Annotated in this window: 20 protein-coding genes and 1 pseudogene; 8 read left to right on the forward strand and 13 right to left on the reverse strand. The window is 39.6% G+C overall.

Annotated features, from left to right (window positions below; genetic code table 11):
- Nucleotides 1–356 precede the first annotated feature (356 nt).
- From NG743_RS20660 to NG743_RS20680, 5 genes are all read right to left on the reverse strand, one after another.
- Nucleotides 357–2,018: a serine/threonine-protein kinase gene (locus tag NG743_RS20660; protein WP_193962573.1), complete on the reverse strand. Its 1,662-nt coding sequence runs from the start codon at nt 2,016–2,018 to the stop codon at nt 357–359.
- 281 nt (nt 2,019–2,299) lie between these two features.
- Nucleotides 2,300–2,767 (reverse strand): hypothetical protein, encoded by a 468-nt coding sequence (locus NG743_RS20665; RefSeq protein WP_027402023.1) that lies wholly within the window; start codon nt 2,765–2,767, stop codon nt 2,300–2,302.
- 84 nt (nt 2,768–2,851) lie between these two features.
- Complete coding sequence (locus NG743_RS20670; protein ID WP_027402022.1) at nt 2,852–4,003, reverse strand: anhydro-N-acetylmuramic acid kinase; 1,152 nt, start codon at nt 4,001–4,003, stop codon at nt 2,852–2,854.
- Between the two features lie 493 nt (nt 4,004–4,496).
- Entirely contained in the window at nt 4,497–5,096 is a 600-nt protein-coding gene (gene kdpC, locus NG743_RS20675; protein ID WP_027402021.1) for a K(+)-transporting ATPase subunit C, read from the reverse strand.
- 151 nt (nt 5,097–5,247) lie between these two features.
- Nucleotides 5,248–5,385: a potassium-transporting ATPase subunit F gene (locus NG743_RS20680; protein WP_160170615.1), complete on the reverse strand. Its 138-nt coding sequence runs from the start codon at nt 5,383–5,385 to the stop codon at nt 5,248–5,250.
- 45 nt (nt 5,386–5,430) lie between these two features.
- On the opposite strand from NG743_RS20680, the gene NG743_RS20685 reads away from it, so the two are divergent.
- Nucleotides 5,431–5,598, forward strand: coding sequence for a hypothetical protein (locus NG743_RS20685; protein ID WP_257120792.1), 168 nt, complete (start codon nt 5,431–5,433; stop codon nt 5,596–5,598).
- 21 nt (nt 5,599–5,619) lie between these two features.
- Here NG743_RS20685 and kdpB read toward each other — a convergent pair whose 3' ends face one another.
- On the reverse strand, nt 5,620–7,716 hold the full coding sequence (gene kdpB / locus NG743_RS20690; protein WP_193962570.1) for a potassium-transporting ATPase subunit KdpB: 2,097 nt from the start codon (nt 7,714–7,716) through the stop codon (nt 5,620–5,622).
- Between the two features lie 191 nt (nt 7,717–7,907).
- Nucleotides 7,908–9,593: a potassium-transporting ATPase subunit KdpA gene (kdpA, locus tag NG743_RS20695; RefSeq protein WP_027402018.1), complete on the reverse strand. Its 1,686-nt coding sequence runs from the start codon at nt 9,591–9,593 to the stop codon at nt 7,908–7,910.
- Between the two features lie 159 nt (nt 9,594–9,752).
- Here kdpA and NG743_RS20700 point away from each other — a divergent pair, with 159 nt between their 5' ends.
- Nucleotides 9,753–10,487, forward strand: a complete 735-nt coding sequence (locus NG743_RS20700) for a DUF1995 family protein (protein ID WP_027402017.1) — start codon at nt 9,753–9,755, stop codon at nt 10,485–10,487.
- Between the two features lie 267 nt (nt 10,488–10,754).
- On the forward strand, nt 10,755–11,927 hold the full coding sequence (gene dnaN / locus NG743_RS20705; protein WP_027402016.1) for a DNA polymerase III subunit beta: 1,173 nt from the start codon (nt 10,755–10,757) through the stop codon (nt 11,925–11,927).
- A 346-nt stretch (nt 11,928–12,273) separates the two neighbouring features.
- Here the strand turns inward: dnaN and psbV are convergent, their stop codons facing one another.
- On the reverse strand, nt 12,274–12,765 hold the full coding sequence (psbV, locus tag NG743_RS20710; protein WP_027402015.1) for a photosystem II cytochrome c-550: 492 nt from the start codon (nt 12,763–12,765) through the stop codon (nt 12,274–12,276).
- Between the two features lie 177 nt (nt 12,766–12,942).
- Nucleotides 12,943–13,383: a hypothetical protein gene (locus tag NG743_RS20715; protein ID WP_027402014.1), complete on the reverse strand. Its 441-nt coding sequence runs from the start codon at nt 13,381–13,383 to the stop codon at nt 12,943–12,945.
- A gap of 733 nt (nt 13,384–14,116) precedes the next feature.
- Here NG743_RS20715 and NG743_RS20720 point away from each other — a divergent pair.
- The 3 genes and pseudogenes from NG743_RS20720 to NG743_RS20730 all read left to right on the forward strand — a co-directional run bounded on the left by NG743_RS20720 (nt 14,117) and on the right by NG743_RS20730 (nt 15,272).
- On the forward strand, nt 14,117–14,221 hold the full coding sequence (locus tag NG743_RS20720; protein WP_080683851.1) for a helix-turn-helix domain-containing protein: 105 nt from the start codon (nt 14,117–14,119) through the stop codon (nt 14,219–14,221).
- Nucleotides 14,196–14,363: pseudogene (locus tag NG743_RS26990) on the forward strand (zinc ribbon domain-containing protein); the annotation flags it as partial. The gene NG743_RS20720 and the pseudogene NG743_RS26990, both read left to right, overlap by 26 nt.
- A 66-nt stretch (nt 14,364–14,429) precedes the next feature.
- The gene (locus NG743_RS20730; protein ID WP_027402012.1) at nt 14,430–15,272 is read left to right on the forward strand and encodes a lysophospholipid acyltransferase family protein; all 843 of its coding nucleotides are present in this window, start codon (nt 14,430–14,432) and stop codon (nt 15,270–15,272) included.
- A gap of 34 nt (nt 15,273–15,306) precedes the next feature.
- Here NG743_RS20730 and NG743_RS20735 read toward each other — a convergent pair whose 3' ends face one another.
- Together NG743_RS20735 and NG743_RS20740 are read right to left on the reverse strand one after the other, a co-directional pair.
- Nucleotides 15,307–16,032: a DevA family ABC transporter ATP-binding protein gene (locus tag NG743_RS20735; protein WP_035081617.1), complete on the reverse strand. Its 726-nt coding sequence runs from the start codon at nt 16,030–16,032 to the stop codon at nt 15,307–15,309.
- Between the two features lie 818 nt (nt 16,033–16,850).
- The gene (locus NG743_RS20740; RefSeq protein ID WP_027402010.1) at nt 16,851–18,701 is read right to left on the reverse strand and encodes a chloride channel protein; all 1,851 of its coding nucleotides are present in this window, start codon (nt 18,699–18,701) and stop codon (nt 16,851–16,853) included.
- Between the two features lie 368 nt (nt 18,702–19,069).
- On the opposite strand from NG743_RS20740, the gene NG743_RS20745 reads away from it, so the two are divergent.
- Nucleotides 19,070–19,447 carry a hypothetical protein gene (locus NG743_RS20745; RefSeq protein WP_027402009.1) on the forward strand — a complete coding sequence of 126 codons (378 nt, stop codon included), beginning with the start codon at nt 19,070–19,072 and terminating at the stop codon, nt 19,445–19,447.
- A 648-nt stretch (nt 19,448–20,095) separates the two neighbouring features.
- On the opposite strand, the gene NG743_RS20750 is transcribed toward NG743_RS20745, so the two are convergent.
- The gene (locus NG743_RS20750; RefSeq protein ID WP_027402008.1) at nt 20,096–21,709 is read right to left on the reverse strand and encodes an ArnT family glycosyltransferase; all 1,614 of its coding nucleotides are present in this window, start codon (nt 21,707–21,709) and stop codon (nt 20,096–20,098) included.
- Between the two features lie 257 nt (nt 21,710–21,966).
- Here NG743_RS20750 and NG743_RS20755 point away from each other — a divergent pair, with 257 nt between their 5' ends.
- Nucleotides 21,967–23,493 (forward strand): hypothetical protein, encoded by a 1,527-nt coding sequence (locus NG743_RS20755; RefSeq protein ID WP_027402007.1) that lies wholly within the window; start codon nt 21,967–21,969, stop codon nt 23,491–23,493.
- 49 nt (nt 23,494–23,542) lie between these two features.
- On the opposite strand, the gene NG743_RS20760 is transcribed toward NG743_RS20755, so the two are convergent.
- On the reverse strand, nt 23,543–24,835 hold the full coding sequence (locus NG743_RS20760) for a recombinase family protein (RefSeq protein ID WP_257120793.1): 1,293 nt from the start codon (nt 24,833–24,835) through the stop codon (nt 23,543–23,545).
- Between the last annotated feature and the right edge of the window lie 436 nt (nt 24,836–25,271).

Raw genomic sequence — 25,271 nt, forward strand, 5'->3', positions numbered from 1 at the left:
TTGTTTTTTATATCATAAAAAAGTCCAGATTTTAGACGTTTTGAGTATAGCGATTATCGGTTAAGTGAGATACAATACAAGAACCCTATCCCCTCCCCACAAGCGAAGCTACGATTCCTCAAATTACCCCACCCTAACCCTCCCCTTGTCAAGGGGCTACGGTGTACACACAAGTCGATATGAAAGCGAGGAGATAATATCCGCTTTTCAGGTATTACCTTAGATGTACGGTTCTTGCCCTGATCCTGTTTGCCATTACTGGCAGAATCATCTCTGACAAGCGTAACTTTCAAAAGAGTCCCCCGGTAGGTTTTTAATGTCTTTGCTGACAAATTTTAAATTAGCTCCTAAGATAATCAACCAGAAATATCCCATGAAGAATCAGTATCAATTGCTTCTAACTTAGCTAATATTTTAGGTTTAATTTTTTCATATTCTTTTTTCAATATATTTTTACTAATTTGAGCATCCGTTGATAAAGTTGAACCCTGACTAGAAACAAGCCACTCTTGCAATTTTTCTCTTTGAGCCGCAGCAATACTTGATTGTAATATATGTGTGCAAGGATGAGGAGTTTCTTTAGTAAAGAATAATAAACGATATTGCCCAGTATTCTGTAGTAACCCCGTGATTTCTTGACCAGAATTAGTTTTGAGATCCAAATAATAAGACAACCATTTAGCCCCATGTTCACGGGTATAAATAACTGTAATCCACAACATGACCGGATGAGGAGAAGAAATAAATAGAAATTGATTGTAGCGAGTACAAACTAAGCGTTTTTGAATTTCTTCTTGGGGTAGCATCACCCATAACGCTGGTAACAAATTTTTATCGTGGTAAATGGGTTGAATAAAAACGATATTGGCAATTGGTTTATTGTGTGGCCAAGTAACTAATTGCGTGATGTCATGATCAACTGAATATCTCCGTAGTTCGACTTGTGTATTGTGATTGGTAATGGGAATTGTCAGCAGATTGGTTTTTATTTTCTCTGCTGGTGCGGCAACTACAGGGAAGTTGGGGTTAATAATTTCTTGAGCATCTTGATATATAAGAGTATTATTAATAACCGAAGTATCTTTAATGAAATGAGTATTATTAATAACAGGATTATTTTTAGTGGTATTATGCGTGTCCTTTTGCTGTTCTACAGTAGTAAGAATATTAATAATTTCATTGATACTTTGGGGACGTTCACTAGGTTTTTTGCATAAACAATTCATAATTACATCTTCTAATTGCTTGGGTAGGTGCAAATTAGGAGAAATTTCCGCAAAGGAACAGGGTTTTTCAAAAGTGTGCGCTTTATACCATGCTCCAAAGGTGTTGGTTGATGCCACCACAGGAATTTTACCAGTCAGCATTTCAAACATCATGATCCCAAAACTGTAGATATCAGAACGACTATCTAGTTCTTTACCTTCAATTTGTTCAGGAGAAGAATAAGCCAAAGTTCCTAAATAAAACTTGGTATGGTCACTATCAGACATGAGTAATTTAGCAATACCAAAGTCTAAAACTTTGATTAATTCTCCAAAACTGGGATCTTGAATCACCATAATATTGCCCGGTTTAATATCACGATGGATGATTGGACAAATTTTTCCATCTACAGGAATACCATCATGAGCGCACTGTAGTCCTAAACCGATTTGCTTGGCTATTCTGAGAAATCTTGGTAAACTTAGGTGTTTTTTACGAATGATCTGACCTAATGTTTGTCCCTGTAGATATTCCATAACGTAGTATATTTCATCTACCCCATAGTCCATGACTCGGACGATATGGATGCTTTTTTGACCGAGTAAGGCGCAAGTTTTAGCTTCTCGCTCAAATCTTTCTTGCCAACGCATCCTTTCGTTTTGCATTGATAAAGTTAGAAACTTGACTGCAACAGGGACACCTCCCAGCAACGTATCCTTAGCACGATAGACTCGTCCCATTGCGCCAAAGCCAATTAGCTCTTGTAGTTGGTAACGGTTTCCGAGTAAGCGACCAATGTTGGGGTCTGACATAGAAAATTCGACTCCAATGTTTAACAGTTCAAGGGATAGTTTTGTAGGTTTTGGTGATTAGAAAATAGGTTGAAAACCTGAAAATTAAAACCGAAAATTCATCAATCAAATCGGATTGCTATTAACTAACTAGGTTAAGTAGGTGAACACAATAAAACCAAACTGTGTAAAGAAACGTAAAATCGCTGAAAATTTCTTTACTCTTGCCTCTTGCCTCTTGCCTCTTGCCTCTCTGCTCCTTACCGCCTGATACCAAGAACAATTATTTACATCCCCCCTACTTAATGTAATTGGCGTTCTAGACTAGCTTCCATTGTGCTATCTAAAAAATGACCCACAAGAATGCCACTGGTTAGATAATATTGATTATCATTAATTCGATGTAGGGTTTCAAAACCACTCTGTCTCTGACGGTGGCGAAGGTCAGTGGAGCTATCTCCGAGTACCCAATAACGCTGAACAATTGTATTTGGACAAATCCAGCCTTCACCTTCTATTTGTCCGAGGTAATTATGTTGAAGCAGAAAAGTATACTGCCGATCTCCTTCATGAAGTCGTCCTTTATACTGGAAAGAAATTTCTGGGCGATCGCTGTTAGGAAAGATTAATTTTGTAGCCATAGAGAACCAATTATCTCGATTCCAAACCACTAATGTTAAACCTTTCAAGGGAATTGGTTGACTATTGCGCTCCAACCAACTACCTTGGATCACCCACCGTCCTGGTTCTAATAAAAAAGTATGTCCCACCTGCTAAATCCCTTGTTTTAATCCAGCACAGTCGAAGTTTAGAAATACTTGCTAACATAGTATTTTGAGAGACAAGAGACTAAATTAGCGATAATTATCGTGAATTTCTCCTAAAAGCATCTCTTGATATGCTCCTGTGACTGCGGGTAAGTTACCAGGAATATTGATGTTTCGCCAGTATGCTAAAACCGCAAAAGCGATCGCTTCCTTAAATGCAGCACTTAAGCCAAACTCATCTGTAGTTGACACTGGAACATTCCCTAACAGCAACTGTAAGCGATTTTTCAAGTAACTATTACGACTGCCACCACCACATAATATTACCTTATGTGGTCTTCTGGGGAGAAAATTATCATAACTATGGACAATAGAAACTGCCGTTAATTCTGTGATAGTTGCTAAAAAATCTGCGGAATTAAGTTGGTAGGGTTGGGCATCCTGTAAACAATCATGCAAGTAGGTAATCCCAAATAACTCCCGTCCAGTAGATTTAGGTGGTGGTAAATGGAAATATTCGTGACTTAGCCATTGTTCTACCAAGGGGTAACAGGGTGTACCACTGGCTGCCCAATCACCATTATTATCATAGCTTTTAGTGCCACTTGTAAAATGCTGGACGGCTAGATCCAATAAACTATTACCTGGACCTGTATCCCAGCCGCGAATTTGCGACAACCAATCATCACTACGGGCGGGAAGATACGTAACATTACCAATACCCCCAATATTTTGAATACAACGTTCTTCCTGGTGATGACTGAGTAAATAGGCATCTACTTTAGGAACAAGGGGCGCACCATGACCATAAGCAGCTATATCTGCTATTCGGAAATTACTGACAGTAGTAATACCTGTTAAATGGGCAATCATCGCGCCCCGTCCCAGTTGGCAGCTATAACCCAGTTCTTCTAGTCCTTGGGGTGGACGATGGTAAACAGTTTGACCATGAGAACCGATGAGAGTGGCTCTGTGATGACCAATTTGAATATGTTGAGCAGCTTGGGCAAAATTATGAGCGATCGCATCATCTATGGCGGCTACATCTGCCATTGACATCGCAGTACCAGCCCCAAGCCCTAGAATATGTTCTCTGAGTTGAGGGGAGTAGGGATAGGTTTCCCCTGCCAGTAATTCCACCTTCAGATCCAAATCTCCACCAGAAATTTCTACTAAAGCGGTATCTATCCCATCTACAGATGTACCACTCATTAAACCAATCACACGAGTCGGTTGCATTGACTCAAATACTTTTATGAATTTGCGATCGTAGTGTAATTGATCCTATTACCCATGTCAAAACAATACTTCTACTATGCTTGAACTTAAAAATCCCTTGTTATGTAAGGCTTAACCATACAACCTATGATGATTGTTCCTTGCTGCTACCTCCTGAATGGGCGCAAGCCCTGCGCCTCTACATTTTATACCACGCTTCATTATCAGCAACCCCTAAGAGGGTGTTTGAAAATTCATGATTGCTGTATCAAATATTTTACCCCACCCTAACCCTCCCCTTATAAAGGGGAGGGAACTAGTACCGCAAGGCGGAAGTCAAAAGTCAAAAGTCAAAAGTCAAAATGAAGACAGTATAGGCTTTTGGAGGATTTAGAATGGTTGGTTTATTTACGCCGTTTTGTACTAGATTTCTATTCTTACCCCCCTTTACAAGGGGAAAGGAGGTAACAATGTGATGAAAATTACGGCATACCACCTTTCAAACAACCCTTAACTAATTTTGCTGACGATTAATATCTTGTAAATCCAAAGCATAATTTAAACGTAAAATATTTACCCCTGGTTCACCAAAAATCCCTAAAAACCTGCCATCAAAATACTTATTAATCAACGGAATAATATCATCTTCCTGAATACCCCGTGCCTGTGCCACTCTCTCTATTTGTTGTCGTGCTGCTTTTAAAGAAATATGTGGGTCTAAACCAGACCCTGACGTATAAATCAAATCACCCACAGGTTGTTTATCCTGATTCTGTAATTCTTCCACTTGCTTGAGAATACGTTCTTTAAGTTCTGGATTAGTGGGAGCGAGATTACTACCTCCAGAAATACCAGTCGGTTGAGCTTTTTTACCTTGACTATATCTAACAGCGCTGGGACGACCATGAAAATAACGATCAGATGTAAATCCTTGACCAATTAAAGTCGAACCAATAGGTTGATTATTGATATTTAAAATCATACTACCATTAGCTGAAATCGGGAAAAAAGACTGACCGACTAGCAATATAAAAAGAGGATAGACAATTGCTGTTAATAACCAAATTACCAAAGTTATTCTAATTGCCTTGAAAGTTTCTCTAAAAATAGACATAATTTATTTAATCTTGATTTAATAAGAGGATTCACCGAAGTAGGGGCGCAGGGCTTGCGCCCAGTCAGGATATAGGAGTAAAAGTGCTGTATGGCTTTTTCTATAAATTTTGTAACCCATTCAAATACATATCGCTATGATTTATCAATTATTAAAATCGTTCTGGCTGAAAAATGACTGTTAACAAATAAACCACCAACATTATAGTAGTAAATCCTAAAACCCCCATTGCCCAAGTAGAAACCCTATCTAAACTGAGAGTAGTATTAGCATAAACCACTGGACTCATAAATAAACTGAAACACATCACTATAAAAATAGTGATTGGTAATTGATGTTTAAACTTGGACAATCGAATCAATGGTATCATTTTCATAAAGAAAAAGGTAATATACAAGAAGTAAAAGGCAAGAATTATCAATTACCTATTCACGTAATTACAGCAGAATTCACCGATTCAGGAGTAAAACTGTCTGGCTGTGAATATAGATCCTGGACTTGATTAATCTGCAATCTGCTATATTTACGCTAAACCCACAAATGTAATCATCATATCTATTAATTTAATCGCAATAAATGGAGCAATCACCCCACCTAAGCCATAAATTAAAATATTTCTTTGCAGAAGTTGATTAGCGGTTAAAGGTCGAAACTGAATACCTTTTAATGCTAGAGGAATCAAAGTTGGAATAATTAAAGCATTGTAGATCAACGCCGAAAGAATAGCCGAATTAACGCTACTCAACTTCATAATATTTAAACTTCCTAAATTAGCAGCCGTGAAAAGTACGGGAATAATTGCAAAATATTTAGCAATATCATTAGCGATAGAAAATGTCGTCAACGCTCCACGAGTAATTAACAATTGCTTGCCAATACTAACGATATCAATTAATTTGGTGGGATCAGAATCTAAATCCACCATATTAGCCGCTTCCTTAGCTGCTTGCGTTCCCGTATTCATAGCCACACCTACATTAGCTTGTGCCAAAGCGGGAGCATCATTAGTTCCATCCCCTGTCATCGCTACTATTTTACCCTCAGCTTGTTCCCGTTGAATCACACTGATTTTATCTTCTGGCGTAGCTTCAGCAATAAATTCATCTACTCCAGCTTCTTTTGCAATCACAGAAGCAGTAATCCGGTTATCTCCCGTCAGCATGATAGTCCGTACTCCCATGCGTCGGAGTTGGTCAAATCGTTCGCGGATACCTGGTTTAACAATATCTTTGAGATAGATAACACCGTAAATTTCCTGATCAAGACAAACAGCTAAAGGTGTACCACCTTGATGAGAAACTTGTTGATATGCAACATCTAATTCTGGTGTATCTCTTCCATGACGGGAGAGAACAAAGCCTTGAATTGCTCCTACTGAGCCTTTGCGTACCTCCCTACCCCCAGGTAAATTAGTACCACTCATGCGCGTTTTTGCCGAAAATTCTATCCCCTGTGCTTGTTTGCGGTCTAAATCAAAATTTGCCCCTAACTTTTCTGCCAGTCGGACAATAGATTTACCCTCTGGAGTGTCGTCAAAAATACTAGCTGCCAAAGCCACGTTAGCAATTTCCACTATTGAATGACCATTGATGGGGATAAATTCTTCTGCTAAACGGTTGCCAAGGGTGATTGTTCCAGTTTTATCAAGTACCAGAGTATTAATATCGCCACAGGCTTCTATTGCCCTACCAGAGGTGGCAATGACGTTAAATTGTGCCACTCTATCCATACCCGCAATACCGATGGTACTCAGTAAACCGCCAATAGTTGTGGGGATGAGGGCTACCAAAAGAGCAATGAGAACAGGAATGCTCACAGGACTATTCACATAGTAGGCAAAGGCGGGCAGAGTGGCTACTACGAATAAAAACACTAAACTCAGAACTGCTAATAATACTGTTAAGGCAATTTCATTAGGGGTTTTAGTCCGTTCTGCTCCTTCGACCAGAGCAATCATCCGGTCAATAAAGCCTTTGCCTGGTTCAGCAGTAACACGAATAATCAGTTCATCAGAAATTATGCGTGTACCACCCGTGACTGAACTGGCAACGTCTGAACCTGATTCTTTGAGAACTGGGGCAGATTCGCCTGTAATTGCTGATTCATCCACAGAGGCGACACCCATGATTACTTCACCATCTGCGGGAATCACATCGCCTGAGACTACATATATAGTGTCTCCCTGTTTTAAGCTGTTGGCAGGAACTTCTGTAATTTTGCCTTCAACGGTGATGGTTTTGGCAATGGTGGCTGATTGGGTGGAACGGAGTGTATCGGCTTGGGCTTTACCTCGTCCTTCGGCTACGGCTTCGGCAAAGTTGCTAAATAGAACTGTGAATAATAAAATTCCCGTTAATAGTCCGTTAAACAGATGGGGATTTTTTTGATTTACTGGACCGAATAATTCAGGGTAAATGGTGACAGAGAAAGTGATGATTGTTCCTATCCATACTAGAAACATCACTGGATTTTTGATGGCATATGGGGGATACAGTTTAATAAAAGCATCTCCTATGGCTCGGAAATACAGTCCTTTATTGGATACTCGCGCTTTTCTGTGTTTCTTACGACGGTAACGAGGGCGGGAAGCTTTAGAATTAGAGGTAGTTGCTGAGTTCATATATAAGTAATTTTTTAGGAGTCAGGAGTCACCGAGTCACCGAGTCACCGAGTCAGAAGTCACCGAGTCAGGAGTCAGAAGTCAGGAGTCAGGAGTCAGGAGTCAGGAGTCAGGAGTCAGGAGTTCAGGGGGAAGAAAGAAGAAAGAAGAAAATTAGCTTCGTCTTTTTATCCTCATTACCTCATGTTTATCTAACTACCAGAAGCGAGTTTAAAGCCTTCGGCAATTGGTCCTAAAGCTAGAACAGGGAAGAATGTGAGGATGCCTAAAATTAGGGTGACACCAGCAGTAATAGTGGTAAAGAGTAGAGAATCTGTTTTCAAAGTTCCCCGGCTGGCTGGACTGGCTTGTTTTTTAGACATACTATCAGCTAAGAGAAGTAGGGCAATAATGGGTATATAGCGTCCTGCGAAAATACTGATAGTTGTACTTAAGTTCCACCATAATGTGTTGTCATTTAATCCTTCTAAGCCAGAACCATTATTGGCTGCGGCTGAGGCGTATTCATAAACTACTTGGGAAATGCCATGAAAACCTGGGTTACTAATTCCTGACAAGGATATAGGATAAGCCATAGCTATGGAACTAGGAATTAAAATCATCATGGGGTGAATTAATAGCACTACACTAGCCAGGACAATTTCCCGTTTTTCAATTTTGCGCCCAAAAATTTCTGGTGTGCGCCCTACCATTAAACCGGTGATAAAAACGGTGAGCATCAGATAAATGAAGAGATAAGCTGTTCCTATGCCTTGTCCTCCCCAAATTATTTGTAAAAATAGGTTGAATAAGGTAGAAAATGTGCCACTGGGCATGAGGGAATCGTGCATTCCGTTAACAGCACCGCACATGGTGGCTGTGGTTGTAACTGCCCATAGTGCGGTTTGCGCCCAATCAAATCTGACTTCTTTGCCTTCTAAGTTGGGTAATTCTAATCGCAAGGCATTGTTAATGATGGGATTTCCTTGTAATTCTCCTGTGGCTGTAACGCCAATGAGAACGACAAAGATGATAAACACCATTGAAAATAATAGCCAGGTTTGTTTGAGGTTGTTGGCAAATACTCCGTAGGTGTAAATTAGGGAGGTGGGGATAGCCAGCATGGCAATGATTTCTATTAGGTTAGAAGCACCATTGGGATTTTCAAAAGGATGAGCGGAATTAGCTGCAAAAAAGCCGCCACCATTTTCTCCTAACATTTTGATCATTTCCCAGGAGGCTACTGGACCTCTGGCTATGTACTGAATTCTCCCTTCTAAGGTTTCTACTAAGGCAGTTTTGGCTAGGGTTTGAGGTACACCGGAGATGATGAGAGCGATCGCCCCCACAATAGATAAAGGCAATAAGATCCTAGTGATAGCCTGGGTAAAATCTACATAGAAATTCCCCAGTTTTCTCCCTGTTAACCCACGAATAAAGGCAATTCCCACTACCAAACCACTAGCCGCTGAGGTAAACATTAAAAAACCTAAAGCTGATGTTTGACTAAAATAACTAAAGGTATTTTCTGTGGCGTAGTGTTGTTGGTCGGTATTGGTCAGGAAGGAAATTGTGGTATGCAGTAATAAATCCCATCTCATCCGCCCCAGTCCATTGGGATTCCAGGGCAGAAATTTCTGATAATAGAGGAGAGCATAAACTACCGCACCCATGACTAAGTTACTGCATAGTAAGGCGCGAATATACTGCCAACCCGTCATATCATTTTTTTTACCCACACCCCCTAAAATATAAATTATTGCCTCTAGGGGCTTCATTACAGGATCAAGAATTGTCCTCTCTCCCAAAAAAACGCGGGCTATGTATTTTCCTAGTATTGGCGTAATGAATACGACAATACACAGCGTTAAAGCAATTTGTAAAAAACCTTGACTCATGTAGTTTGCACTCTATTCAACTGAAGTTCTAGCCAGTTAACACTCAACAATAATGCCTAAATTACTAATAGATTGAATTTTTAGTGATTGGATGATTTTTCATACCACCTAAATCAATATAGTAGAGAATTAGATATTAACCCAGCGACTTGATAAACTATGGCTGAACTACCAAAAACCTTAGAAGATGCGATCGCTCAATCTTGTGAAGCGGTAAAATCAGCTTTAGCTGATGGTATAACTCGGATTCAAGTTGAGTTATTATTTCCAGAACTCAAATTCATGACGGTTGCAGAACAATTTCTCCCCCAATTTACTGAATACGAATCCCGTCTTAAAGTCTTCTTTGCTGATGCTGGTGCGGCTGCTTTAGCCCGTCGTGATTGGACAGACGCACAATTCCAAATTTCCGATATTGGTACTGGTAGGGCTGCATCCCTAGAAGCAAAAATTCAGCCAGAGGATGAAATTTTCCTATTTATTGCCCCCACCTCCGTAGAAGTGCCACAATTAGAAAAGCTGTGTGAACTGATCGGCGATCGCCCCACAATCATGTTAACACCCCGACTCGAAGATTCTAGTGTAGTTGGTATCGGTTACACAGCCAGAGAAACTCGTCGTCGCTTCATTAGTACCATCGAATCTTGTTACTACATCCGTCCTGTAGATGATGAATCTGCCCTTTTCCGTTGCTACCCTGGACAATGGGAGGTATGGCAAGAAATAGAGGACGAATATCAAAAAATTGTTGAACTCTCAAACAAACCCTATGGTGATGAATTAGACGCAATTCTTCTAAAGGGACAAACGGCAAACACTGCGGACGCTACACCCGCCAGAAAACCCAGTGTATTTAAGAGTTTGCAACGGTTTATCAAGGCTTTAAGCAGTTAAGATCACAAAGCAGTAGGGGCAAACCCCCTGTGGTTGTACCAAATACCGGGGTAGGCACGGGGGCGCTACCCCTACATTAAATCCAAATCTTTTAAGTAGTCGGACAAAATTAAATTCACTCGTTGAGAGAGGGAACAGGGAACAGAAAAATCAATTGTGTAATTAATTCTGTCCCATTTTTTATATAATTAACTTTGCCTGCCTGCCTACTTACCAATTACCAATTACCAATTACAATTACCAATTCCCCCATTATTTAATTTAAAGATGAAATTAATCTGTTCTCAAAGTGATCTTAGTAGCAACCTTTCTCTAGTCAGTCGTGCAGTCCCGTCCAGACCAACTCATCCTGTTCTTGCCAATATCTTATTACAAGCAGATGCCAAAACTAATCAGGTTAGTTTAACAGCCTTTGACCTCAGTTTAGGTATCCGTAGCAGCTTTAGTGCCGAGGTCTTAGAAGGGGGGACAATTGCTCTCCCTGCCAAACTGCTTGTAGATATCACCTCTCGTCTACCAGAAGGGGAAATCACCCTGGATGACGGCTGCGGCGAGCAAAGCTATCAATCGGGAGATAATACCGGAGAAGGTATAATTGTTACTCTCAAACCTAAAAGCGGACGTTATCAAGTCCGAGCAATGGGCGCAGAAGAATTCCCCGAACTACCTGTAATTGAAAACGCCGAAGCAATTACTCTCACAACAGCAGCACTAATTGAAGGATTGAAAGGTTCTTTGTTTGCTACCAGTTCCGATGAAACCAAGCAAGTCCTCACAGGCGTACATTTAACCCTAAAACAAGACACTTTAGAATTTGCCGCCACCGACGGACATCGGTTAGCAGTGCTGGAAACTACAAATGAGCGCCCTGTAGAAGGACGTGAACAGGTAGAGGTGACAGTACCGGCAAGAGCATTGCGAGAACTACAACGGATGTTAGGGCATAACTCCACATCGGAAGAAACTGTAGCCGTATATCTTGATCAAGGTCAAGTAGTATTTGCTTGGCAAAATCAACGCCTAACTAGCCGCACTTTAGAAGGGCAATATCCCGCTTATCGGCAATTAATTCCTCGGCAATTTGAACGCCAAGTCACATTAGAAAGAAAGCAATTTATTAGCACTTTGGAACGAATTGCTGTGTTAGCAGATCAGAAAAATAATATTGTCAAAGTCAGCATTGATAATGCCAATCAAGAGATTACTTTATCTTGTGAAGCGCAAGATGTTGGTAGTGGTACAGAATCAATGCCAGCACAAATATCTGGCGAAGATATAGACATTGCTTTTAATGTCAAATATCTGATGGAAGGTTTAAAAGAACTACCATCTTCAGAAATTCAAATGCACTTGAATCAAAGTTTAACTCCGGTAATTTTCACGCCTTTGGGTGGATTAAAAATGACCTATTTGGCTATGCCTGTACAGCTTAGAAATTAGTTTTTGATCTGTCACACAATTTTAGATTTTAGATTTTAGATTTATGCCACGAATAAATTCGCGGGCTTAGGGTGTTTGAAAAGTCATGGTTGCTGTATCAAATGTTTTACCCCTCCCTAACCCTCCCCTTTATAAGGGGAGGGAACTGGATTTTCTTGTTACCCCCTTGATAAGGGGACACTAAGGGGGGTAACAATATAATGAAAATTACGGGATACCACTTTTAAAACATCCTCTTAAGACATTTTTGGACTTTGAATCTTCAATCCAAAATTTAAAATCTAAAATCCGGTCAGGGAATCTATTTTCCGTTCCCTGACAATTTGTATGACTGAATCAGGATAGTTTAGTAATAAATCTTACCGCCACCCCATTTAGTGCCAACAACTTTGGGTTCTAAGAGAATATGTCCAGCAATTGCTTTCAAGTCTTCCTCAGTCAGATTTCGCATAACTCGGAAAATATTTGCACTCTTCAAACTGGGGTGAATTTCCGAAATTTCTGTTGCGCCATCATAGGTAGTGGGATTTTTCATATAGTCCACCAAACCTTCAATATTATTGCGCTTAGGTAAAGCCCCTGCTAAGGCTTCTGGATCAAGTCCCACATTTTGGTTAGTCTTGGTAACTCCACCGGCATGACATTGAGCGCAAGCGTAATTGAATAGTCGTTTACCTTCTTTGACTTGTTTTAAGCTGAGAACAACTGTATCACCTTTGTCATTTAATGGTACTGTACGGATAGCTTCATCCAGTTCTAAAGCTGTTGCAGTACCGACAACCATCTGTAATGTCAGCAAAATAGTAGCAACAACAACACCAATTAGTCTTTTAAACATATTTCTCCTCAAAGATTTTATTGAGTCACTGTAATACCAATATCATGTTAGGAGTCCAATTTGTTGCCAAAAATACGATCCCTTAAACTCTTGTAATTTAAATTTCTAGATAGGATAGGATCAACAAAGCTAAAATTGTTGTTGTTATAGTGATGCCGTAAAAATCGTACAAGTGTACTACTGCAACGCTTGTTTTTGCTGGGAAATAGTAAGGGTGTAGTTGAACCTGTCTTGTGACAAATCACCCATATACAATAAGTATTTGCCCGGCTGCCAGTAACCTGAGAATTCGGCTTTGCCACCACTATAGCTATCAGCAAGCACACAGAAGCGTCCTCCTGGTCCAGAAATCAATAGTGTTGGCTGTCCTTGACTTTCTACCGTCAATCGTAAATAAGGCAATGGCTCTGTAACTTCAATTATTTGATTAGGATCGGTGTTAATATTCCCACAATTACTTTTTACACCCCCTCCAGATGTACCGTTTAATACTAATGGGTCTTGATTGAACTTAGAGTTAATTTCTAATTGTGGGGTTTTAGCAAAGCTGGACTGATTCAGTAATAAGCCCATTGTGAGTGCTACAGAAGCAATTGTAAATAGCTTCAAAGTTTTCATGTTATTTCTATACTCATCAAATGTTTGCATCGTTGGAGTTTAAGCAAAAGTAGACTAATTCAAAGCTGGGAATCAGGATTTGGAGGTAATAATCATGTACAATTTAATGACCTATTGATTTCTATAGATTTTAGATTTGTTAAGCAGAACTTTTAGAGAACTCCACAAAAAGAAATGCCCAATGTCATTCTGTTCGCGCAGCGTGCCAGAGGCATTACGAAACGAAGTGTAGTGAAGAATCTCTTGAGATACTTCGTTTCGCTATGGCTTACGCCACGCTCCGCGAACGTTACACTCAGCATGACAAAACAGGATCATTTATTTTGTGGCTTACTCTTAGCAATTTTTACAGATTACTTATTTAGACGGGAACAATTAGATTGTGTTCCTACTGAACATTTTATCATTCCAGAGTGGGGAAAACAATTGGAAGATTGCGTTAGCTTAACCGACAGCAGCCCTATGACCCGAAAGGCAGCGTGGGATGGCGCGTAAATTGACGACAGTTTTCCGACCAATGCAACAGCGTTCGCGCAGTGTCTCGAAGAGAGGAAGGAAAACATGGAGATAATTCACAAACCTTGTGTTATACTAGAATGCGGGTGGTTGGTGGCTAGACTTTTGGCTCGGCAAAAATCCTTTTATATCAATACTCTTAGCGATTTTAATGGTAAGGCTGCGACCCATTTTTAGTATATTATGCTTTCTATAGCAAATTGATTATTACTCTAAGATGTTAAAAGTAGTCAAAGTCAGATTATATCCAGATATTCAGCAACAGCAATCATTAGCACAGGCTTTTGGCAGTTGTCGTGATGCAAAACCACTGTCTAGCTAAATCTATTCAACAAGTTGGCTGGGGAATGTTCTGTACCATGCTTAAATACAAAGCAGAAAACGAAGGGAAAATTTATCAAGAAGTTGATAGATTCTTTCCTTCGTCAAAGACTTATTATATCTGTCTTAATCAAGTGGGTAATTCACGCTGGATGAAACTGCAAAACAGCGGATTGTCTGATCCGTATAAATCCTGATAAAATTTCCTGATGTTCAAACTAAAGCATCTTCAAACCAGTAACACAGGGTGGTCTTTGGATCAACGAGATCCAAGGTTCATCGAATCTATGATGCCTATCTTGGGCTTGTTATATAACTGTTATTTTCGAGTCCAAACCAGTGGCTGGGAAAATGTCCCAGATGAAAAAATTCTCGTTGTCGGTTCTCATAATGGCGGACTGGCATCTCCTGATACTTCCATGATGTTATATGATTGGTTGCGTCGCTTTAGTGTGGAAAGACCGATTTATGGTTTGATGCACCCTAAGGTTTGGGATGTGTTTCCACCAGCAGCAGAAATGGCGATGAAGGCTGGTGCAGTGAGGGCGCACCCGAAAATGGCTTACAAGGCTTTGCGGTCTGGTGCTAGTGTCTTAGTTTATCCTGGTGGTGCGGAGGATGTCTTTCGCCCCCATGGAATGCGGGATAAAATTTATTTTGCCGAACGGAAGGGGTTTATTAAGTTGGCGCTGCGGGAGAATGTACCGATTGTCCCAGCGATTTCCTGGGGGTCACATGATACTTTGATTGTCTTGGCTGATATATATGAAGTTATGCAGCAATTTCATAAAATGGGGATGCCTTGGCTGCTTGGGGTTGATCCTTTGGTGTTTCCCATTTATTTAGGATTACCTTGGGGATTGGCTTTTGGACCGCTGCCTAATATTCCTTTGCCTGTAACTATCTATACTAGGGTTTGTCCGCCAATTGTGTTTGCACGCTATGGAAAAGAAGCTGCAAGCGATCGCACTTATGTGGACGAATGCTATGAGTTAGTCAGAAGTAAAATGCAGCAGGAGTTAGATACTTTAATTCAACAAGCCAATCATTAATATCATCCTGGTGGTGCTTTTGTCGCCAGGTATTTCAACTCACTACATCTTGCAAAGAATCACTTTTTTCTCGGACAAGATGACCGTCTTCCATATAAACAATGCGGTCAGCAATATCTAAAATGCGGTTATCGTGGGTGACGAGTAAAATTGTACAGCCATGCTCTTTAGCTAATTTCTGCATTAGTTCTACTACATCCCGTCCTGATTGTTTATCTAGTGCGGCGGTGGGTTCATCTGCTAGGACTATTTTTGGTTGACTGACTAATGCGCGAGCGATCGCTACCCGTTGTTTTTGTCCCCCTGATAAACTATCTGGATAGTAATTGAGACGATTTCCTAATCCTACTTCTTCTAACATTTGCTGTGACTGCATTAACATTTTTTTTGCTGACATTCTCGGCTGTACTTCTAAACCCATCCTGACATTTTGGATTGCTGTTAAGCTACCGTGTAAGTTATGGGCTTGAAAAATATAACCGTTATTTCTGCGGGCTTGGGTTAATTGTTTAGCATTAGCTTGACATAGTTCATTACCTAATACCTGCAAACTCCCAAATTGGGCAGAACGTAACCCACCAGCCAAGGTTAATAATGTGGTTTTACCAGAACCAGAAGGACCTGTCATGATCACAATTTCCCCTGCATTTATAGTTAAGCTAATGTTAAATAAAACTTGTTTTCGTAGTTGTCCAGATCCGAAGTAATGATCAAGATTGTGGATGGAAATTACAGGTTTAGTAGAGTTAGTAGTTTGCATAGTTGAGGTTTTAAGGATTTTTTTGCACGCAGAGCCGCAGAGACAACAGAGAGGAATTTTGAGGAATTTAAAACATATCTACTGGGTCGGCTGATTGGAGTTTATTTGTGGTGCTTCCACTACTGCATCCATCTGATTTATTTGTCCAAGTTCGACAATGCCGTTACCGGATACTACTTCACCTGCACGGCTATAAATGTCAGAAATTACACCATTTTGAGGTGTTTTAACATAACTTTGCTCGAAATTGGCTTGTGCCTGTGCGGCTACGGCTATTTTATTTAAGTTGGCTTTAGACTAGTAGTTCGTCAAATTTATTTTGACGGGTAATGGGAAAAAACTTCTGTTCTTCCCTCCCCCACCTCCCCTACCTCCCCCACCTCCCCCACCTCCCCTGCCCCCTGCCCCCTGCCCCCTGCTTGCCTTCACCCGTCATTTTCGGGTTGACAGACTACTAGAATATGCTGCATTGTGAAGAGATTTTACCAATGGAGAGCGATCGCTTGATTGATAATCTAGTTAATTTAGCGTTGCTGATAGCCTGCGTGGCGTAGCCATGTTGAGGTATGAAATTCCCAAATTGAACCTTTAAAACTCTTACCTTTGCGTGAGACTAAGGGACTTCCAATTAAAAAAATCCCCAAAAGTTTCTTGTGGGATGGGCATCTTGCCCGCTAATTACCAAGGACAAGCAGGATACCCATCCCACAAAATTGGGTAATTTATTTTTTGGTGATCCCTAAAATTCATATCCTTAATCAGCAACGCCTATGGAAATCAAAGCAATCACGAGAGGTTGCCCCCAGGATATTGACCAATTACCAATTACCAATTTCCTCTATATATTCGGCAGTGGGAATCACTGGTGAATATTGGTGCAGTATCTTAGTGATTGCCGTTAAATTACAAGTTAATTCAATTTGTTCCCTTTCTAGCAAACCCAGAATAAAATCGGGATTGTCTTTAGCTACCACTGGTAATTGATGTAAACCACGTAATGCCATCCGGTCTAAAGCTTCAGATACAGGTTCATCATCCCAAGCATAGAGAATATCTGTAGTACAAATATCTATCAGTTTTTGACTAGATAAATATTCCTGAATTTCCGGCAATGAATTAGGAAGATTTTGGCAGATAAAAAAAGTTCGTTTAATATCTTCTAGGGAAAGAATTCCTACCAGTTTACCAGTATCATCATCAATGATTAAAGCACTGCGTATTCGTTCCCGCGTCATTACTACCGCAGTCTCTAATACGCCTAAAGTTGCTGATAATTTTTTGGGACAGGTGTACATAGCATCTGCTACTAACATTTGCTGCCAAAGTTCTACTTTTTCATCTTTCAATTCAGGTAAACCAATCTGTTGCAGATTAGCATTAGCATCTACAGTTGGTTTGATTAGTTCCACCAACCAAACACTTAAACCCACTGCTGCCATTAAAGGTAAAACAATGCGGTAATCACGGGTTAATTCAAATAACATTAAAATTGCTGTTAATGGCGCTCTCACGCTACCTGCTAAAACCGCCGCCATACCTACCATTGCATAAGCTGGAGGAGCAGCCATATATTCTCCAATTCCTGGGATGATCAAAGCCAAAAATTTAGCGTAGGCAGACCCAAAGGAAGCACCTAAAAACATGGCTGGGGCAAATAATCCGCCCACAAAACCACTACCTGAACTTACCGCTGTCATTAGCAGTTTTAATACTAGTAAAATGAGTAATAAATTGAGGGAAAAATCTTCATCCTGTAGTATGGCTTCTACAGTTCCATAGCCGATACCTAAAATTTGTGGGTATTGCCAACCGACTAAACCAAGAATTACACCACCAAAAATTGGCTGAATGGACTGAGGAATTTTACCTAATAACGTTAACCCTGAGAAATTGCCAGCAAAGATAGCTTTAGCTAAACGAATGGATTCAGTATAAGTAAGAGAAATTAAACTTGCACCCAAACCTAAACCCAGATAAAGCGGTAATTCTAGGTAACTGCGAACTTGATAAGCGGGTAAAGCAAAAGCTGGTTGTGAACCTAACCCAATTTGAGCAATTAAAGCAGCTACTACGGCGGCAAGTAACACCACACTTACGGCAGAAGTAGCAAAATATGTACTGCCCATGACTACTTCTAAGGCAAAAAATACTCCCGCAATGGGGGCATTAAAACCAGCCGCTAACCCAGCCGCAGCACCAGCCCCCAATAGTAACCGCTGACGCTCCTGAGATACTTGTAATATATCTGATAACAACACCCCAAAATTAGTCCCAATTTCTACACTTGGACCTTCTGGACCTAAAGATGCACCACTACCAAGAGAAACTGCCGCCGCGATCATTTTTGTCACCGGTCGCAGGGGTTTTTTCGCTTCTTTTCCCTGAGAAACAGCTATCAGGGATGAAAGTCCTGGACCAAAATCTTGAGTTCGCCAACGCATGAGGCCAACAATGATACCACCGAGAATAGGAACAGCCGCTAAGGTCCAAGCACCCCAAATTCCAATCTGTCCCATCAGATTTTCCAACATGAAGTTGTTAATTAGCTGGATTAAATAGTGAAAGGTGACTATACCCATACCTGTGCTACTGCCAATTAGCACGGCTAAAAACAGCACTACTGTTTCGGGAGAGGCTTGAAAACGATTAATTAACTGAGTGAACCGCATGGAATATGGGGGAAAGTAGGGTTTTAATCATTGAGGATTCTTAGATATTGATAAACGGGGTATAATGTTGGAAAAATCCGTTTTTTGTCTATTATTTCTTATTGTGGTTCATTTTCAGAGAAACTGCCTGCTCAATAATTAACTAACAAAAATCACAAAATATTTAGAAAAAATAATTCTACTTTGTGGTGCTAACAACTTGGGTTAATATTGAGGGGAGTACGTCTTTGGAGCAATTGCATTCTTAAACTCCATAATAGTATTTTGCCAATCACTATCAGTGATTATGGCACGATTACTAGGTTTACAGTAAAATTCAATACAGATATTGTTATAAATAGAATCGAGGGACTAGGCGGACGAGGTAGATGAGTACAAATACTTTTCATAATCACTATGTTACTTGCCCAATTTGCCAAAAAAATAACAGAACAAAGCCAATAAAGTCTTATATTGGTTTGTTTACCTGTCCTTATTGTCAAGAAAAATTAGTTGTTTGCCAAAGTGGACACTATGTGCGTGATCCATTTATTTGGAGACAAATAATGATTTCGTCGGTTCTCCGTCGTCAAAGCCGACCTTTGGCAAGGATTATCAGAGATTTTATTGTCATTAAGCATCCTTTACTGTCTTTAGTTGTGGGAAGTGCAATTTTTTTCGGGATTGTGACTATGACTCAAGACAACATGAGTCGTAATGGTCAAGAAATTCCCCAAATTGAAAAAATGAATAGGGGTGAAAAATAGATTTCAGGCGTATGGCTAACGCCACGCTTTGTTATCAGGCGTTCAGGAAGAAGAAAATTTCTGCTTCCCTGTTCCCTATTCCCTGTTCCCTTGCCATAACGACAATTTTTAATTTCCACCTACTTAGGGCTTGCTGATAGCGTAGCGTGGCGTAAGCCATATAAACTGAAAACCTAGATATATTAAGAGTTGTTGGGTTAAAAAAGTGAATCAGGTGCAAGGAATCAACATTGAAACTTTTGATTTACCTATCATTTTTGGCGTTGCTGATTAAGGGTATGAATTTTAGTCTCACGCAAAGGCGCAATCACGCTTCGTGATCTCGAAGAGTAGACGCACTGAGGTTTGAGTTTTAAAGGTTCAATTTGGGAATTTCATACCTCGATTCAGCAACGCCTCATTTTTCAGATTCGAGACTATTCTGATCTCCTTCTAATTCTTTCTTCTGACTCGGTGACTCCTGACTCCTAGCCCATTACTTACGTCACGCTGCGCTATCACGAACAGACTTTTTCGGCAAACCCTACTTAAGTAGGTTGGCGTTGAAAATTGTCGTTATGGCAAGGCAAAAGGCAAGAGGCAAGAGTGAAGAGGGTTTAAGCGATTTTACATTTCTTTACACAGTTTGGTTTTATTGTGTTCACCTACTTATAATAAGTTATTTTGTTTGGTAATTAATTGCCAGTCTTTTACTTGGTCTATGACTTTGATGGATTTAAATTGGAGGTTTTCTAAGGTAGATGTGTTAATGAGAAAATAAGGTTGGCTATCATATTGCCAGTAATATTGTAGTTCACCGATAGAAGCAGGAATGATCGTGCGATCGCTATAAAAATCCAAGGAAGGACGATGATAGGGAAAAGATGTATAGATTTCCTTAACTGCTGGATTAATTTTCGTGATCATTGCCGCTACGGGTTTAACGGCATAGGCTGTATTTAATTCCCAAACCCAGTAATTAGATTTCATTAATAATAATAGAGAAATATAACTTCCCCAAATTAAAATTTTCAGAAATTGTCTATCACCGCGTTCTGCTAAAATTGCGGATAAAGTCATAGTTAAAGCTACTGCGGCAAAAATAATCTGTAACTCGGCTTTGTCTAATGTTCTGCCCCCAAAATAAATACTACTGGCAGAGGCTACTACCGCCAATATCGCTAAACTCGTTACCCAAGCGCGGGGATAGCCTGAGAATAAGGGGACATTTTCCATCTGGGCTAATTGAAACCCAAAAGCTAAAGCCAAACTAGGGTAAATGGGGAATATATACCAGGGGAGTTTAAAGCTAATGAGAGAAATAATTAATAGATAAACACCACACCAGATAATAATTAATTTTGCCCAACTTAAGTTATTATTTTCCCAGGTAATGCGGATAGTTTGGGGGAGAAATATCAACCAAGGCCATGTCCATTTGGCGATTTCTAAAAGATAATACCAAGGTGCTTGGGATGTGCCATTATTAATGGTTTGAATATGGCTTAAAGATGTATTGATATCAATACTGAAGGGATACCCATAGTGCCATAATTGCAACCCATACCAGCAGCATACAGGTAGACAACCGATAAAAATACCTATCCAGAAATAATAACTTGTGAGTAGTCTGGGTGTATCCCAAAAAAGAAAGACTAAAACAATTGCACCTAAATAAATACCCATCATGCCTTGAGTTAGACAGATTAACCCAAAACTAATGCCTACACCTAAGCAGTAACGTAAATCCCGCCGCGATCGCAAGACAAACCACATCATCACAATTAAAAAACAGGCAACTGCCCCATCTAACATTGCCAACCTGCCATAACGTACCACAGGCAGCATTGTTAAATAAATCAAGGAACTATAAATAGCTGCCCAACGTTGACGAAATATCTCCCTTCCTAGACAATATAAGCAAGGTACAGAAGTTGCTGTCAAAATTGCACCAGGTAGGCGCGTTGTCCATTCATTGACACCACCCAGATAATAAGCCCCAGCAATTAACCAGTGCATAAGTGGCGGCGTGTGATGATATGGTTCACCTCCCAAAGTGGGGTAAAGCCAGCGCATTGAATCTACTGGGGCTTGCCAAATTTCCCGCGCTACCCTAGCTACGGTTGCCTCATCGCCATCTTGTAAGGGCAAACCTCCAAGATTGATACTAAACAAAATCACCGCTGCTAATAACAATAGGATTAGCCATAGCCAATCAATCTTTTTTTCAATCACACGATGCTGTTTTTCTAGATGAGTCCAAACAAAGCTTCCTTCTTGCATATTCTATGCGAATCTTATAACTGCTAGGTTTAATCACATAGAGATCAAAGCGAATCTCCAATGTTGCCATCTAGGAACAATCTATATTCAAAGACAATGGCTAAATCCCAAATTAGCTCAATTTCTCATGAATAGAGATAATTTTTTGGCGAAGATTTTCTTATTGATTTTTTAAGGAAGTTTACAAGCATCTTTACGATTAAATGATATAAATACTACCATTAGCATTTAGTCAACTACCCCGAAGGAGAATGTCAATGAACTTACCTTTTATTTTAGATGTGGCACTGGGTTTAGTTTTTATTTACTTAATTTTAAGTTTACTGGCTTCGGAAATTCAAGAACTATTGACAACCGTACTGCAATGGCGGGCTGAACACTTGAGAAGATCAATTGAAATTCTTTTAGCTGGTGATGCTCAAACTTCAGAAAATCCCGAAATAATTCAACTTGTCAATAAAATTTACGGTAATCCTTTAATTCAAAGTATTAATCAAGAGGCGAAAGGTTTATTGGCAACTTTACCTCGGAAAGCGACTTGGGCAATTGGCTCATTCTTTAGTCTGTTTAGAAAGTCTAGTTCTAGATTTAAAAAAGAAACTGTGTTTGGTGATCAAAAACGTAGTGCGCCTTCCTATATTGGTGGTGAAAATTTTGCTAATACTTTTATGGATACACTCCAACTGCCAATATTGGTACAAAAATTAACTGAAATTAGGTTGGAGCAATTCAAAGCTGAACGGTTAGATGATGTTAGACAAATTTTGATCCAGTTACAAGTTTACATTAATAACCAGGAGCTATCTAGTGAATTTGCCACCAATATTGCCGCAGATTATAGACGGTTGGAGTTAGAATATAACCTGATTATTGATGAATTCAAAAAGGATAAATATGATATCTACATGGTGATAAATAGGATGGGAGATAGCCTAGCTAAATACATAGAAAGTTTTGCAGCAACTATAGCCAATCATGAATATATTTTAGATAAGCCTTTGCGGGAACTAAAATTCTTAAGACAAGATATTTTTGAAAATGCAGAAAAAGCTATAGTCATAGGAGGCTTAAAACCTAATATTAATGAAATCGTCAAATCTATCAAGAAAGGTAGTGATATTCATGGTGAAGTCATAGCAGCTATCCAAGATAAAGATAGTGAAACTTATAAGAAAGTTAAAGAACTGATTGATATTTTGCCAAATTCTGTAGTTGATAGCATTGAAACTATGGCAAAACGCGCCCAGATGAAGGCTAAAAGCACGGAGGAAGGTATTACTCTTTTGCGAAGAGAAATTGAAAATAGTTTTGATAGCTCAATGGAAAGAGCCGGTGGTGTTTATAAACGTAATGCTAAAGGAGTGGCAATTATCATTGGCATAACCTTAGCTATCACAACCAATGCCGATACTTTTCATATCATTAACCGTTTATCTAAGGATTCTTTATTGCGGGAAATAATTATTAACCAGGCTGTAAAAGTAGCACCACAAGGCTCTAATCCTTCAGATATCAATAAAATAGATCCTAACGAGATTTTAAAGGAAGTTGAATTACCAATTGGTTGGACAAGTGCTAACATACAACAGCAAATCAACAGCACAAAATATAGAGTTAATGGGTTGCCTGTTTTCAGTGTTTTAAGTATGATTGCTGGTTGGTTTGTCAGTGGTATCGCTATTGCGATGGGTGCGCCTTTTTGGTTTGATTTACTAGGAAAAGTGATGAATGTCAAAAATGCAGGTAAAAAAGGCAAACAGTCCCCCAAAAATCAAGATGAATAATCAATGATTCAGATCCCCGACTTCTTTGAGAAGTCGGGGATCTTGTGGTTTAGAAAATAAAAATTATTTGTACATCCCATTCTCTATTTTGGCGGATAATTTGAATTTGTTGGATAAATTCACGGAAGTAAAATCTTCGTTCTACCTCTGATAAATCGAGCCAAAATTGGGGAATAGAGACAGCTTCAGCTACAGAACGCAAATTCACAGGAGGAAGAATTGCTAACTTGGCTTGAAGTTCGGAAATTTCTGTGCGAAGTTTGTAAGCTCTTAATTTTGCAGTTTCTATATCTAAAATCCCCGTTTCTATGAAAGTGGGTAATTCCTGGAGGATTTGTTGCTGACGAGATATATCATTGCCTAAACTATTTTTAATTGCATCTAATTGGGGAAAATTTATCCCGGCGACAGCTAAAGGTAAATCTTGACAAACATGATCAATGGTTTTTTCTAAAACTACTTGGTAAGGGATAGCACGACATTTAGGCTGTTGAGGACATTCGGTTGGGCGTAAATATAAATACTTTTTATTATGATGACGCTGGGTAACACTGGTGACAATCATCTGTGACTGACATTGATGGCAAATGACTAAACCAGCTAAAGAACGGGGCGCACTAGCTGTCCGCGATGGTAAGCGGCTGTTGCGTCGTAATATTCTATCAATTTGCGCTGCTTCCTCTCTGGATATAATTGCCGCATGAGTATTAGAGATAATTTCCCTGTTTTGATAGGCTGTATCACCGCGATAAACTGGATTAGTTAACCACCGTCTAGCTGTAGTGACAGAAATATTTTTACTGTATTTTTTACCTATATAACGGACGGTAGCACGGACAGAACCATAGAGTAAAAAATATTCAAAAAAATCTTTAACAACGGGTGAGGTAGTGCGATCAATAATATATTTACCTTGTCCTCTCCGGTAGCCATAGGGGGATTTTCCCGGTGGTGGTGAGGTTTCTAGGCGATTACGAGCGTGTCCCTGACGAATTCGGCGGCTACGTTGTTGATATTGAATTTCTGGTAATAATTGTAGTAGTTCGGTGGGGATTTGACTAGATTTGGAAGCATAGGGTTGTTGTGTCGTAATGACTATGACTCCCATTGTTTCTATTTGATTAAGGCGATCGCTCACTTGGGATAAACTATCACCTAATTCTTCTAATCGGCGCAGCAGTAGATAATCTACAGTTTCGGTTTGACAATCAATTAATAATTGTTGTAATTGGCTGCGTTTTCCTAAATCTTCATAAATTTTATCTACTTCCCAACCCCAATCATCTGGGCTGGGAACAGTATCTAATAATGGATCAGTATAAATATAAACAATTATTTTCATGGGGAGAAATAAGGGAGAATTGGATCTTTTCCTCAATTATTAATTGCAAAAACTCGATTAATCTCCTAATTATGCAATACTGATGACATTTTCTGCGGTGTTTTATAGACTGTGAGTCTGCAAACTGATATTGAAACAACAAACTTTTTGTTGAAAAATACAAAAGCAAAAGATCACAATTTATCAGTGATTAGATATAAGTAGCTTGGCACAATTAAATGTAAAACCTCTCCCCTACCTCTCCCTAACCCTCTCCTAAGAGGAGAGGGGTAAGTTTTATAGAACGGAAAGGAATTACTTTTATTAAGTAGTGAGACAGAATTAATTACACAATGTCATGGCGTTAGCGCAGCGTGGCGTTAGCCATATGGAACGAAGTGAAATGAAGCAATTCCAAGGGTTGTGATTGCTTCCCTTCCCTCGCAATGACTGTAAA

The sequence above is a fragment of the Dolichospermum heterosporum TAC447 genome (assembly GCF_024584745.1).
Lineage (GTDB): Bacteria > Cyanobacteriota > Cyanobacteriia > Cyanobacteriales > Nostocaceae > Dolichospermum > Dolichospermum heterosporum.

Coding starts and splice junctions, on each gene's coding strand:
- NG743_RS20660 (WP_193962573.1), bottom strand. CDS start 2,018: ATGTCAGACCCCAACATTGGTCGCTTACTCGGAAACCGTTACCAACTA.
- NG743_RS20670 (WP_027402022.1), bottom strand. CDS start 4,003: ATGCAACCGACTCGTGTGATTGGTTTAATGAGTGGTACATCTGTAGAT.
- kdpC (WP_027402021.1), bottom strand. CDS start 5,096: ATGTCTATTTTTAGAGAAACTTTCAAGGCAATTAGAATAACTTTGGTA.
- NG743_RS20680 (WP_160170615.1), bottom strand. CDS start 5,385: ATGAGTCCAGTGGTTTATGCTAATACTACTCTCAGTTTAGATAGGGTT.
- NG743_RS20685 (WP_257120792.1), top strand. CDS start 5,431: ATGTTTAAACTTGGACAATCGAATCAATGGTATCATTTTCATAAAGAA.
- kdpB (WP_193962570.1), bottom strand. CDS start 7,716: ATGAACTCAGCAACTACCTCTAATTCTAAAGCTTCCCGCCCTCGTTAC.
- kdpA (WP_027402018.1), bottom strand. CDS start 9,593: ATGAGTCAAGGTTTTTTACAAATTGCTTTAACGCTGTGTATTGTCGTA.
- NG743_RS20700 (WP_027402017.1), top strand. CDS start 9,753: ATGGCTGAACTACCAAAAACCTTAGAAGATGCGATCGCTCAATCTTGT.
- dnaN (WP_027402016.1), top strand. CDS start 10,755: ATGAAATTAATCTGTTCTCAAAGTGATCTTAGTAGCAACCTTTCTCTA.
- psbV (WP_027402015.1), bottom strand. CDS start 12,765: ATGTTTAAAAGACTAATTGGTGTTGTTGTTGCTACTATTTTGCTGACA.
- NG743_RS20715 (WP_027402014.1), bottom strand. CDS start 13,383: ATGAAAACTTTGAAGCTATTTACAATTGCTTCTGTAGCACTCACAATG.
- NG743_RS20720 (WP_080683851.1), top strand. CDS start 14,117: ATGTTAAAAGTAGTCAAAGTCAGATTATATCCAGATATTCAGCAACAG.
- NG743_RS20730 (WP_027402012.1), top strand. CDS start 14,430: ATGTTCAAACTAAAGCATCTTCAAACCAGTAACACAGGGTGGTCTTTG.
- NG743_RS20735 (WP_035081617.1), bottom strand. CDS start 16,032: ATGCAAACTACTAACTCTACTAAACCTGTAATTTCCATCCACAATCTT.
- NG743_RS20740 (WP_027402010.1), bottom strand. CDS start 18,701: ATGCGGTTCACTCAGTTAATTAATCGTTTTCAAGCCTCTCCCGAAACA.
- NG743_RS20745 (WP_027402009.1), top strand. CDS start 19,070: ATGAGTACAAATACTTTTCATAATCACTATGTTACTTGCCCAATTTGC.
- NG743_RS20750 (WP_027402008.1), bottom strand. CDS start 21,709: ATGCAAGAAGGAAGCTTTGTTTGGACTCATCTAGAAAAACAGCATCGT.
- NG743_RS20755 (WP_027402007.1), top strand. CDS start 21,967: ATGAACTTACCTTTTATTTTAGATGTGGCACTGGGTTTAGTTTTTATT.
- NG743_RS20760 (WP_257120793.1), bottom strand. CDS start 24,835: ATGAAAATAATTGTTTATATTTATACTGATCCATTATTAGATACTGTT.